The following is a 12,229-nucleotide window of genomic DNA, read 5'->3' on the forward strand; positions in this document are numbered from 1 at the left end:
GAGGGCCTTGCGCCCGTCCCCCATAGCTCCCACTGGGGGTGGGTGTGGGCGGGTTTGCTCCGACGGCGCTTTCGCTTCCGTCCTGCGGTCCGGCGCCCCCCCCCCCAAGGACGGCCCCGGCACCTGGATTTCCGACGAGATCATCGCCGGCTACACCGGCTTGCACCGGCTCGGCTACGCGCACTCGGCGGAACTGTGGCTGGACGGCGAGCTGGTCGGCGGCGCCTACGGCGTCTCGATCGGCCGCATGTTTTACGGCGAGTCGATGTTCGCCCGCGTTACCGACGGCTCGAAGATCGCGCTGGCCTACCTGGTGCACTTTCTGCGCGGCCACGGCGTGGCGATGATCGACTGCCAGCAGGAAACGGCGCACCTGGCCTCGCTGGGCGCGGCGCCGATTTCGCGCGCGCGCTTCCTGGCGCACCTGGCGGCCAGCATTGAAGAACCGCAAATAGCCGCGTGGCAGCCGCTTGCGCCGCTCGGCGCCGTGTTATAAATTGAGTGCGCCGCGCCACGGCGGCGCGCAAGGGATATGATACAAAAACGGCGGTGGCGAAGCGCCACATTTGCCGTTGCAACCGCACCGATAGGACGTGCATGACGCATCTCAATGACCTGCCCTTCTCGACGCTGCAGTTTTACACCACCGCGCCGTATCCGTGCAGCTACCTGGACGACCGCCAAGCGCGCTCGCAGGTGGCCACGCCGTCGCACCTGATCAACGTCGACGTGTATTCCGAGCTGGTCAAGAGCGGCTTCCGGCGTAGCGGCATCTTCACCTACCGGCCGTATTGCGACGGCTGCCAAGCCTGCATCCCGGTGCGCGTGATCGCCGCCGAGTTCGCGCCCAGCCGCGGCCAGCGCCGCGCCTGGGCGCGCCACGCCACGCTGCGCGCCAGCGTCGCCACGCTGGCCTTCCTCGACGAACACTACGAGCTGTACCTGCGCTACCAGAGCACGCGCCACTCCGGCGGCGGCATGGACCAGGACAGCCGCGACCAGTACGCCCAGTTCCTGCTGCAAAGCCGGGTCAACACGCGCCTGGTCGAGTTCCGCGAGCCCGACGGCGCGTTGCGCATGGTCAGCATCATCGACGTGCTGGCCGACGGCCTGTCCTCGGTGTACACCTTTTTCGACCCGGACGTGGCCGGCGCGTCCTTCGGCACCTACAACGTGATGTGGCAGATCGCCCAGGCCGCCGAACTGCAACTGCCGTACGTCTACCTCGGCTATTGGATCGAGCAAAGCCCGAAAATGGCCTACAAGATCAACTTCAAGCCGCTTGAGGCGCGCATCAAGGGCGCCTGGGGCTTGCTCGGCGCCTGATGCCGCTCAGTTGAGCGGCTTTTATCACCCGGCTCTTTGCATTGGCTTGGTTTTGACGTCGCCGGCCGGCGAATGCTTTCGACCGGGCGGCGCGCAAAAGCCGGTAAAATGGCGGCAAACACCACAGCGGGCCGGACCGGCCACCGCGCACCGCGCCCGCCTCAACCAAGACTGCCCCCATGTCCGAAAAATTCCTGTATTCCCTCGCCCGCCCCTTGCTGTTCGCCATGGACGCGGAAGCGGCCCACCACTTCACCCTGCCGGCGCTGAAGCGCGCCGCCGCGCTGGGCCTGACCCGCCTGGTGAAAAAGCCGCGGGCCGATCCGCGTAGCGTGATGGGCATCACCTTCCCGAACCCGGTCGGCCTGGCCGCCGGCCTGGACAAGGACGGCGCCTTCATCGACGCGCTGGCCGACCTCGGTTTCGGCTCGATCGAAGTGGGCACCGTGACGCCGCGCGCGCAAGCGGGCAATCCGACACCGCGCATGTTCCGCCTGCCGGCGGCGCACGCCATCATCAACCGCATGGGATTTAACAACGGCGGCGTCGACGCCTTCGTCGCCAACGTGCAAGCGTCGCGCTTCTACCAGAACCGCGCCGGCGTGCTGGGTCTGAACATCGGCAAGAACGCCGACACGCCGATCGAGCGCGCCGCCGACGACTACCTGCACTGCCTGGAAAAAGTCTACCCCTACGCCAGCTACGTGACGGTCAACATTTCGTCGCCGAACACCAAGAACCTGCGCCAGTTGCAGGGCGCCTCCGAACTCGACGCGCTGCTGGCGCAACTCAAGGACGCCCAGGCGCGCCTGGCCGACCAGCACAAACGCTACGTGCCGCTGGCGCTAAAGATCGCCCCGGACATCGACGGCGAGCAGATCAAGACCATCGCCGACTCGCTGATCCGCCACAAGATCGACGGCGTGATCGCCACCAACACCACCCTCAGCCGCAGCGCCGTCGACGGTATGCAGCACGGCGCCGAGGCCGGCGGCCTGTCCGGCGCGCCGGTGTTCGAACTGTCGAACACGGTGATCCGCCTGCTCAAGGCCGAGCTGGGGAGCGCCTTGCCGATCATCGGCGTGGGCGGCATCATGCGCGGCGCCGACGCCGCCGCCAAAATCGACGCCGGCGCCCAGCTGGTACAGTTGTACAGCGGCCTGATCTACGCCGGCCCGGCGCTGGTGCGCGACTGCGCCGACGTTCTGCGCGCCAACTAAGGGGACGCGCCATGCAAACAACCACGCTCGGCGACAGCGACCTGGCGGTCAGCAAAATCTGCCTGGGCACGATGACCTTCGGCGAGCAGAACAGCGAAGCCGAGGCGCACAGCCAGCTCGACTACGCGCTCGAGCGCGGCGTCAACTTCATCGACACGGCCGAGATGTATCCGGTCATGCCGCGCGCCGAGACCCAGGGCCGCACCGAAAGCTACATCGGCAGCTGGCTAAAGAAAAGCGGGCGCCGCGGCGAGGTGGTGCTGGCCAGCAAAGTGGCCGGGCCGAATCCGACCATGCACTGGGTGCGCGGCGGCAAGAACGACTTGGACGCGGCCAGTATCGGCGCCGCCGTCGAGGCCAGCCTGCGCCGCCTGCACACCGAGCATATCGACCTGTACCAGTTGCACTGGCCCAGCCGCAACGTGCCGATCTTCGGCGCCAACGCCTTCGAGCCGCGGGCCGAGCGGCCCGCGGCCGCCATCGAGGACACGCTGGCGGCGCTGGGTCGGCTGATCGAACAGGGCAAGATCGGCCACATCGGCGTGTCGAACGAATCGTCGTGGGGCGTGTCGGAATTCGTCAAGCAGTCCGAGCAGAAGGGCTTGCCGCGCATCGCCACGGTGCAGAACCTGTACAACCTGACGGCGCGCAATTTTGAAACCAGCCTGATGACCGAAACCTGCTTCCGCGAGCACGTCGGCCTGCTGGCCTACAGCCCGCTGGCGTTCGGCCAGCTCAGCGCCAAGTACCTCGACGACCCGAAGGCCAGCGGGCGGCTGACGCTGTTCCCGCCGACCTGGAGCCCGCGCTACCTGCGCCCGGCCGTGCTGGCCGCCACCGCCCGCTACGCCGAGCTGGCGCGCGCCAACGGCATGACGCCGGCGCAGATGGCGCTGGCCTGGTGCTATTCGCGCTGGTTCGTCGCCTCGACCATCATCGGCGCCACCACCCTAACGCAGCTGAAGGAAAACATCGACGCCTACGCCACGCCGCTGAGCGACGACGTCGCCGCCGCCATCGACGCCATCCACGCCAGCCTGCCCAACCCCGGCCAGTAAACCACAGGACGAAGGACGGGCCCCTCAGTCGAAGGTCAACTTTTTGCCCGCTGTCCACCAATACGCAAAAAGCAAGAGCGCGGACATGCAAAGTCCGGCAATGGTGAACACGGTGTCGGTCAATTCGATGCTCGGATAGTAGCGCGCGGCAATGCTGTACAACGCCACGCCGAAAGCGAGTATCACCACCGCCCAAGCAACACAGCGTCGATAACGCTGGGCATCGGCGCCATGCGCCGAGCGCTGCAACATCCGGTACATCAACCGGCCGTCGAGCGTGTCGGTTAGTACCATGCCAATGGTAAATGCCAGGCCGGCTGCCAACGCCATATACGCGCCGCTCGATGACGTGGCGGCGTAGCCCCACGCCGCGGCCTGTGTCGCGGTATCGAACACCAGTGCAAACACCACACCCACCGAAAAAATGGCAAATGGATGGGAACTATCCTGCAGACGCCGGGGCACAAAGTATCTTTTCCATCCGACCGCCTGGTAAGGTCCGGGGATCAGCAATGCGCGCAGGTTCAAGGTTCCGACGACGAGCAACAAGACAACCGGAAGCCAATCAAGCAAGGCGGTGAAGGACGGGGGAAACTGGAGATCGCTGGTCAGAAAGCTCAGGCCAACGGCAATCGCTGTCACCGTTAAGCCATGTCCAGTGGCGAACAGCGTTCCTATCCACGGCGCCGTACGTGGTCGTTGCGTCGAGCAGCGAAAAGTCATCGCGTCGATCATTGCTATATGGTCTGGGTCGAGGCCGTGCCGCATCCCCAGAACGAACATCATCAGCATCGCTGACAAAAAGCCATTTTCCATTCATTGACCAATCATTGCGGTACAAGGTGAATTGCCCACAAAATAGTATCTATTCCGCCGGCGCTGTTGGCGTGTTGCAGCGAGACGCCTTACCGCCCGGCTCAACGCTTGGGTTGGTAAGTAAAGTCGGCGCCGCGACGCAGTTGTCAGATTTCTCAATTTCACGACCGCTCGTTATTGATAACGCTTTATCATTATCGTATACTTGCTTGTGCTTTCGCAACCATTTATTTGGGGAATGAGGAGGCGCGCGCGTGCTGCGCGGGTAGTTGCGCCGCGGAGGTGGTTTGTGTCTGCTGGCGTACGCCATGGTCGTGGCAAGGCCGGCTTCGGCGAGTACCGGGAAGGCGACGGCGGGCAGCGCTCGCTGAAGGGATCGGCCGGCTTGGCCCTCGACGACCAGGGTTGGCTGCGGGTGGCGGCCGAGCTGGCCGAGCGCGCCGGCGCCGACGTGCGCAATCCCAAGGAGCCGCGTTACAGCCGGGTCAACCAGCGCTTCGGCGACCCGGACAGCAAACCGCGCAGCGCCTTCGCCAACGCCCAGTACCGCCTGAGCGCCGGCAACTGGAACGCGCACCCGGTGGTGGCGCGCTACGGCAGCTTCACCGACAACGTCATCGACCGCTATCCGCGGCAAGTGACGGCGCAAAACAAGCTGAACCTCGGCGGCACCCAACCGTACAGCGTGTTCGCGCCGAACGGTTCAACGGTCGTTACTTCTACGCCAAGGCGGGCTACGCCTGGTAAGTGTACGGTCGCCGCCAGGCACCGCCGGCGCCGCTGATTTCAAGCGACGGCCAGCGCCCGCGCCGGCTGCTTGGCCAGCGCCGTCAAGCCGCCTCCTCGCCGTTCATCGCGCGGTCGATGTCGTCGCGGCTCAGCTCGGGGGCGAACTGCAGGATGAACTCGTAGGCGTACGAGCGCAGATAGGCGCCGCGGCGCACCGCCAGGCGGGTGGTGTTGGCGGCGAACAGGTGCGAAGCCTCGACCGCGCGCAAGCCCTTGTCGCGGCCGTGGTCGAAGGCCATCGAGGCGACGATGCCGACGCCCAGGCCGAGCGCGACGTATTGCTTGATGACGTCGGAATCCATCGCCGTCAGCACGATGTCGGGCTGCACGCCGGCCTTGGCGAAGGCGGCGTCGATGTGGCCGCGGCCGGTGAAGCCGCGGTCGTAGGTGATCAGCGAAAACTCGGCCAGGTCTTCCAGGCGGATCGCACCGCGCGCCAGCAGCGGGTGGCCGTCCGGCACCACGATCAGATGGCTCCAGCGGTAGCACGGGAACGACACCAGGTCGGGGAACTGGCTCAAGCCCTCGGTGGCGATGCCGATGTCGGTCTTGCCCGACAACACCCATTCGGCGATGTGCTCCGGCGCGCTCTGCTGCAGCGCGATGCGCACGTCCGGGAAGGCGGCGCGGAAGCCCTGCACCACTTTCGGCAGCGCGTAGCGGGCCTGGGTGTGGGTCGCCGCCACCGACAGCGTGCCGCTGGTTTGGCCGCTGTACTCCAGGCTGGCCTGCTGCAAGTTCTCGGCCTCGATCAAGAGCCGGTCGACGATCTTCAAAATGCCCTTGCCCGGCTCGGTCAAACCGGTCAGGCGCTTGCCGTTGCGCTCGAAAATCACCACGCCCAGCTCGTCCTCCAATTCACGTATCTGGCGGCTTACCCCAGGTTGCGAGGTAAACAGCGCATTCGCCACTTCGGTCAGGTTGTAACCGCGGCGCGCCGCCTCGCGTATCGAACGCAATTGTTGAAAATTCATTGCCAACTCCCATCTAAGAAAACGTTACCGCGCGGCGGGTTCGACAAACACGTGCAGGCGCTTCGGCCGCACCACCAGGGTTTCCCCCTCCTTCAACTGCAGGTGGCCGAAGCGCTCGTTCGACATCACCGCCTCGATCAACTCGTCGTTGTCGAGGCGCTGCAGGTCGAGCTGGGCCAGCGGGCCGATCGCGTGGGCGCGGCTGAGCTTGACGACGATACCCTCGGCGCCCGGCGTGTAGCGGTCGATCTCCAAGTCGTGCGGGCGGACATAGGCGATGCCCTTGCTATCGGTGACGCCGGCGTGGTCGGGCACCTCGAAGCTGGCGTCGCCGGTGGCCATGACGCCCTCGTGGACGCGGCCGTGGAACAGGTTCACATTGCCCAGGAAGCCATACACGAACGGCGACGCCGGGTGGTTGTAGACCTGGTCCGGCGCGCCCAGTTGCTCAACCCGGCCCTTGTTCATCAACACCACCTGGTCGGCCACCTCCAGCGCCTCCTCCTGGTCGTGGGTGACGAAAATGCTGGTGACGTGCAAGTCGTCGTGCAAGCGGCGCAGCCAGCGCCGCAATTCCTTGCGCACCTTGGCGTCGAGCGCGCCGAAGGGCTCGTCGAGCAACAGCACGCGCGGCTCCACCGCCAGCGCGCGCGCCAGGGCGATGCGCTGGCGTTGCCCGCCCGACAGCTGAGGCGGATAGCGGTCGGCCAACCAGTCCAGTTGCACCAGTTCCAGCAGGTCCTTGACCTTGCGGCGGATCTGGTCTTCCGACGGGCGCTCGGCGCGCGGCTTCACGCGCAGGCCGAAGGCGACGTTTTCAAACACCGTCATGTGCTTGAACAGCGCGTAATGCTGGAACACGAAACCGACTTGGCGCTCGCGCACGTGGCGCGCCGAGGCGTCTTCGGCGTCCAGCAGCACGCGGCCGGAATCGGGGTGTTCGAGGCCGGCGATAATGCGCAGCAAGGTGGTCTTGCCGCAGCCGGACGGTCCCAGCAGCGCGGTCAGCTCGCCGGCCGGAAACGCCAGCGACACGTTGTCGAGGGCGACGAAATCGCCGAACCGTTTGTTGATGTTGTTGACTTCGATCGTCATGCTCAATGCTCCGTAGAACGTAAGGCGGAATCGTCGGCGCTGTTTTCGTGCAAGCGCCACTCAATAAAGGATTTCAGGGCCAGCGTCACCAGGGCCAGCAGGGCCAGCAGCGAGGCCACCGCGAACGCGGCCGCGAAGTTGTATTCGTTATACAAAATCTCCACTTGCAGCGGCATGGTGTTGGTCTCGCCGCGGATGTGGCCGGACACCACCGACACCGCGCCGAACTCGCCCATGGCGCGGGCGTTGCACAGGATCACGCCGTACAGCAAGCCCCACTTGATATTCGGCAGCGTGACGCGGCGGAAGGTGTTCCAGCCGGACGCACCCAGCACCATGGCGGCCTCCTCCTCCTCGTTGCCCTGCGACTGCATCAGCGGAATCAGCTCGCGCGCGACAAACGGGAAGGTGATGAAAATGGTCGCCAGCACGATGCCCGGCACGGCGAACAGGATCTTGATGTCGTGTTCTTGCAACCACGGGCCGAACCAGCCCTGCGCGCCGAACATCAGCACATAGATCAGCCCGGAAATCACCGGCGAGACCGAGAACGGCAAGTCGATCAGCGTCAGCAGGATGCTCTTGCCGCAGAACTCGAACTTGGCGATGCACCACGAGGCGGCGACGCCGAACACCAGGTTCAGCGGCACGGCGATGGCGGCCGTGATGACGGTCAGCTTGATGGCCGAGATCGCGTCCGGGTCGACGATGGCCGCCAGGTAGGCTTGCCAACCCTTCTTGAAGGCCTCGACGAACACCGCCACCAGCGGCACGAACAGGAACAAGGTCAGGAAGGTCAGCGCGACGGCGATCAGCGCCACGCGCACCCATTGCGGCTCCAGCGAGGCCGGGCGGGCGGCGGCGCGGCGCGGCGCGGCGGCGGAATGCGTTGTACTCATGTTTTCCTCGACTTGCCGCGCGTCCACGCTTGCAGCAGGTTAATCGTCAGCAGCATCAGGAACGACGCCACCAGCATCACGACGGCGATCGCGGTGGCGCCCGCGTAGTCGTATTGCTCCAGTTTGGTGATAATGAACAGCGGCGTGATTTCGGACACCATCGGCATGTTGCCGGCGATGAAGATGACCGAGCCGTATTCGCCGGTGGCGCGCGCGAAGGCCAGCGCGAAGCCGGTCAGCAGCGACGGCAGGATGGTCGGGAACACCACGCGGATGAAGGTTTGCAGCGAACTGGCGCCAAGGCTGGCGGCGGCCTCTTCCAGCTCGCGCTCGGCGTCCTCTAGCACCGGCTGCACCGTGCGCACGACGAACGGCAGGCCGATGAAGGTCAGCGCCACCACCACGCCCAGCGGCGTAAACGCCACCTTCAAGCCCAACGTGCCTTCGAGGAACTTGCCAAACCAGCCGTTCGACGAATACAGCGCCGTCAGGGTAATGCCGGCGACGGCGGTGGGCAGCGCGAACGGCAGGTCGACCAGCGCGTCGATGATGCGCTTGCCGGGGAAGGTGTAGCGCACCAGCACCCAGGCCAGGATGCCGCCGAACACCACGTTGATCGACGCGGCGATCAACGAGGCGCCGAAACTGAGGCGGTACGAGGCCATCACGCGCTCGGACGTCACGGCGGCCCAGAACGCCTCCCAGGTCATGGTAAAGGTCTTCAGGAACACCGCCGACAAGGGAATCAGGACGATGAGCGCCAGATAAAAGATGGTGAAGCCAAGCGACAATTTAAAACCGGGCATCACCCGAAACGGCGCGCTTTGCGCCTTGAACGGAACCGGCGTTGCAACAGCAGACATGAAAGCTCCCCTTATTACATTTTCGACTAACAGGGCGCAATAATCGCATCCGAACGGCATAAAGCGAACGAAGCTTTTGTCATTTGCTTAGACGACAATCGTATATCGGGGACAAGACAAAAAAAAACCGGGGACAGACCACGATTTCCGAGAAAGTATTTTTCGGAAATCGTGGTCTGTCCCCGGTATATGCCCGGTATGCGGCGGTCTTATTTGTTTGGCTGCGGCGTCAGGCGCAAGTAAGGCCGCTCGGCGACGTAGCCTTTCGGATACTTCTGCTTGATCACCTCCGGGTCCTGCACCGACAGCGGAATGATGACGTCGTCGCCGTCGCGCCAGTTGCCGGGCGTGGCGACGGTGTGGGCGTCGCTCAGTTGCAAGGCGTCGATTACGCGCAACACTTCGTCGAAGTTGCGCCCGGTGCTCATTGGATACGTCAGGATCAGCCGCACCTTGCGCTGCGGGTCGATGACGAACACCGAGCGCACCGTGGCGGTGGCCGACTGTTCCGGGTGGATCATGTCGTACAGACCGGCGACGCGCTTGTCGGCGTCGGCGATGATTGGAAAGCCGACCACCGTGTGCTGGGTTTCCTCGATATCCTTGATCCACTGCCGATGCGAATCGGCCGGATCGACCGACAGCGCGAGCGCCTTGACGTTGCGTTTTTCGAACTCCGGTTGCAGTTTAGCGGTCAGCCCCAGCTCGGTGGTGCAGACCGGCGTGAAATCGGCGGGGTGCGAAAACAGCACCACCCACGAGTCGCGCGACCAGTCGTAGAAATTGATCGGCCCGACCGAGGAATCCTGCTCGAAATCGGGGGCAATGTCACCCAGGCGTAAAGTCATCGTCAGCTCCATCCATAAACGGTTAATTTAAAACAAGCGAATAAGAACGTAAAAGCGTGTCAGTTTCAGGCTAATTGCGCCTGCCCTTGCGCGCTTTGCGCCAAGTCAAACAAGGCCTGCAGGCGGCTCTGGCCGAACTCCCAGTCGCCCAGGCCGGACTCGGCATTGATGTGGCCGAGCGCGCCCAAATTGATGAACTCGCTACCCCAACGCTCCGCCCACACCGCGGCGTTGTCGGCGCTCATCCACGGGTCGTTGCTGCTGCCGATCATGATGGTCGGACAGGGCAGCGGCGTGCGCGGCAGCGCGCCGGCGACGCCGAACTTGTCCGGGTCGGCCGGCGCCACCATCAGCACGCCGGCGACGCCGCGCGGGTCGCGCGCCAGGCTGTAGGCCGTCGCCAGGCAGCCGAAACTGTGCGCCGCGACCAGCACCGGCCGGCTGTCGCGGGACCGCACCTGGTCGAAACGCGCCGACCAGGCCGGCAACTGCGGATGGTCCCAATCGTCCTGCTCGACCCGCTCGACATACGGATACAGGCGCTCCCAGCGGGTCTGCCAATGCCCCGGTCCGCTGTTATGCAGGCCGGGCATGAGCAGCACGCGGCAGTCCGACAGTAAAAGCACGCCCATCACCTCTCCTTGCAATTATTTAGACTGGTAAACCTGGTCGAACACGCCGCCGTCGGCAAAGTGGGCCTTTTGCGCCGCGGTCCAGCCGCCCGCCACCTGCGCAATCGTAAACAACTTCACGTTCGGGAACTGCGCCGCGTATTTCTTGGCGGCCTTCTCGACGGTCGGACGGTAGTAGTTTTTCGCAATCAACTCTTGCGCTTCGTCAGTGTACAGATAATTCAGATACGCCTCGGCGACCTTGCGGGTGCCGCGCCGGTCGGCCACCTTGTCGACCACGGTCACTGGCGGCTCGGCCAGGATGCTGACCGACGGCGCCACGATCTCGACCTTGTCCGGGCCTAATTCCTTAATCGCCAGCAAGGCCTCGTTTTCCCAGGCGATCAGCACGTCGCCGATGCCGCGCTCGACGAAGGTGGTGGTGGCGCCGCGCGCGCCGGAATCGAGCACCGGCACGTTTTTATACAGTTTCTTGATGAAGTCCTTGGCGCTGGCCTCGCTGCCGCCGGGTTGTTTGAGGGCATAGCCCCACGCGGCCAAATGGTTCCAGCGCGCGCCACCCGAGGTTTTCGGATTCGGCGTGATCACCGCGATGCCCGGCTTGACCAAGTCGTTCCAATCCTTGATGCCCTTCGGGTTGCCCTTGCGAACCAAAAACACGATGGTCGAGGTGTACGGCGAGCTATTATGCGGTAAGCGTTTTTGCCAGTCCTTGCTGGTCAAACCGTGTTCGGCGATGGCGTCGATGTCGTACGCCAGGGCCAGCGTGACGATGTCGGCTTCCAGGCCGTCGATCACCGCGCGCCCCTGCTTGCCGGAGCCGCCATGCGACTGCTTGATCTTGACAGTGTCGCCGGTCTTGGCCTTCCAGTCCTTGGCGAAGGCCAGGTTGACGTCCTGATACAGCTCGCGGGTCGGGTCGTAGGACACGTTCAACAGCGCGATGTCGGCGGCCAGGGCCGGCTGCCATATCGCCAAGGTGGCGAAAGCGGCGGCAAAGATTGTTTTTTTCGACAGCATCAGGATCCCCGTTCATAAGTAAAAACTTCAGAGACCCGAGAATACGGCGCGCCCGGCGCAAAGAGAACGAATGCTTTCGCGGTTTGATATGCGTATTTCGCATATCGCCGCGCGCCGATCTTCAATAAAAGCGGTTGAACAATACGACGCTCCAGGCCGCCACCGCCAGCAGCACCGCCAGCAGCACCGCGGCGCTACCGAAATCCTTGGCGTTCTTCGACAGCGCGTGGCGCTCGAGCGAGACGCGGTCGACCACCGCTTCGATCGCCGAGTTGATCAGCTCGACGATCAAGATCAGCACCAGCACACCGATCAGCATCAACTTTTCAAACGCCGAAATGCGCAGGATCAGGGCCGCGACGGTGCCGCAGACGAACAAGATCAATTCCTGGCGGAAAGCGTGCTCGTGTTGCCAAGCCGCCTTGAGGCCGTCGACCGAGTACAGAAAGGCCGAGAAAATCCGTTTCAGGCCGCTTTTGCTCTTGAATTCGTTGACTGGTTGTTCCATGGTTATATTGTTCTTAATGAATTGATGCGTCATTATGCCGCGCACGCTGGCGGCAGGGGCAAAAATGTCACAGCGGAGCCACGAGAGCGCAGGGCGATTGCATGAAGGATCAGATGGCCAGGCCCAACACCTTGCCAAGGTAGTCGGCGTTCCAGCCCGCCTTTAGGCGCTTGGAGGCGAC

General features: G+C 64.2%; 14 protein-coding genes. 5 read left to right on the forward strand and 9 right to left on the reverse strand.

Annotated elements, in window-relative coordinates:
• The 4 genes from ACFDR9_RS24965 to ACFDR9_RS24980 all read left to right on the forward strand — a co-directional run.
• Positions 1-496 (forward strand): leucyl/phenylalanyl-tRNA--protein transferase (locus tag ACFDR9_RS24965; RefSeq protein WP_409032701.1); only part of this gene is annotated, 496 nt, incomplete at its 5' end.
• Between the two features lie 101 nt (positions 497-597).
• Positions 598-1,326 carry an arginyltransferase gene (locus ACFDR9_RS24970; protein WP_017878832.1) on the forward strand — a complete coding sequence of 243 codons (729 nt, stop codon included), beginning with the start codon at positions 598-600 and terminating at the stop codon, positions 1,324-1,326.
• Between the two features lie 179 nt (positions 1,327-1,505).
• Positions 1,506-2,546 (forward strand): quinone-dependent dihydroorotate dehydrogenase, encoded by a 1,041-nt coding sequence (locus ACFDR9_RS24975; RefSeq protein ID WP_026133385.1) that lies wholly within the window; start codon positions 1,506-1,508, stop codon positions 2,544-2,546.
• An 11-nt stretch (positions 2,547-2,557) separates the two neighbouring features.
• On the forward strand, positions 2,558-3,604 hold the full coding sequence (locus ACFDR9_RS24980) for an aldo/keto reductase (protein WP_409032702.1): 1,047 nt from the start codon (positions 2,558-2,560) through the stop codon (positions 3,602-3,604).
• A gap of 24 nt (positions 3,605-3,628) precedes the next feature.
• On the opposite strand, the gene ACFDR9_RS24985 is transcribed toward ACFDR9_RS24980, so the two are convergent.
• On the reverse strand, positions 3,629-4,420 hold the full coding sequence (locus ACFDR9_RS24985; protein WP_409032703.1) for a hypothetical protein: 792 nt from the start codon (positions 4,418-4,420) through the stop codon (positions 3,629-3,631).
• 289 nt (positions 4,421-4,709) lie between these two features.
• Between ACFDR9_RS24985 and ACFDR9_RS24990 the strand changes: the two genes are divergently transcribed.
• On the forward strand, positions 4,710-5,204 hold the full coding sequence (locus ACFDR9_RS24990; protein WP_409032704.1) for a hypothetical protein: 495 nt from the start codon (positions 4,710-4,712) through the stop codon (positions 5,202-5,204).
• A gap of 46 nt (positions 5,205-5,250) precedes the next feature.
• Here the strand turns inward: ACFDR9_RS24990 and ACFDR9_RS24995 are convergent, their stop codons facing one another.
• The 8 genes from ACFDR9_RS24995 to ACFDR9_RS25030 form a co-directional block, all read right to left on the reverse strand.
• A complete protein-coding gene (locus tag ACFDR9_RS24995) occupies positions 5,251-6,183 on the reverse strand; it encodes a CysB family HTH-type transcriptional regulator (protein ID WP_409032705.1) in 933 nt (310 codons plus the stop codon).
• A gap of 24 nt (positions 6,184-6,207) precedes the next feature.
• On the reverse strand, positions 6,208-7,278 hold the full coding sequence (locus ACFDR9_RS25000; protein WP_409032706.1) for a sulfate/molybdate ABC transporter ATP-binding protein: 1,071 nt from the start codon (positions 7,276-7,278) through the stop codon (positions 6,208-6,210).
• Positions 7,279-7,280: 2 nt separating this feature from the next.
• The gene (cysW, locus tag ACFDR9_RS25005) at positions 7,281-8,177 is read right to left on the reverse strand and encodes a sulfate ABC transporter permease subunit CysW (protein WP_409032707.1); all 897 of its coding nucleotides are present in this window, start codon (positions 8,175-8,177) and stop codon (positions 7,281-7,283) included.
• Positions 8,174-9,040, reverse strand: a complete 867-nt coding sequence (cysT, locus tag ACFDR9_RS25010) for a sulfate ABC transporter permease subunit CysT (protein WP_026133384.1) — start codon at positions 9,038-9,040, stop codon at positions 8,174-8,176. Before cysT ends, cysW begins: the two co-directional genes overlap by 4 nt.
• A gap of 209 nt (positions 9,041-9,249) precedes the next feature.
• Positions 9,250-9,888 (reverse strand): peroxiredoxin, encoded by a 639-nt coding sequence (locus tag ACFDR9_RS25015; protein WP_409032708.1) that lies wholly within the window; start codon positions 9,886-9,888, stop codon positions 9,250-9,252.
• Between the two features lie 65 nt (positions 9,889-9,953).
• Complete coding sequence (locus ACFDR9_RS25020) at positions 9,954-10,520, reverse strand: RBBP9/YdeN family alpha/beta hydrolase (protein ID WP_409032709.1); 567 nt, start codon at positions 10,518-10,520, stop codon at positions 9,954-9,956.
• A gap of 15 nt (positions 10,521-10,535) precedes the next feature.
• On the reverse strand, positions 10,536-11,540 hold the full coding sequence (locus ACFDR9_RS25025; protein ID WP_409032710.1) for a sulfate ABC transporter substrate-binding protein: 1,005 nt from the start codon (positions 11,538-11,540) through the stop codon (positions 10,536-10,538).
• 121 nt (positions 11,541-11,661) lie between these two features.
• Positions 11,662-12,048 (reverse strand): diacylglycerol kinase, encoded by a 387-nt coding sequence (locus ACFDR9_RS25030; protein ID WP_035788948.1) that lies wholly within the window; start codon positions 12,046-12,048, stop codon positions 11,662-11,664.
• Between the last annotated feature and the right edge of the window lie 181 nt (positions 12,049-12,229).

The sequence above is a fragment of the Janthinobacterium sp. CG_23.3 genome (assembly GCF_046115965.1).
Classification (GTDB): Bacteria; Pseudomonadota; Gammaproteobacteria; order Burkholderiales; family Burkholderiaceae_D; genus Janthinobacterium.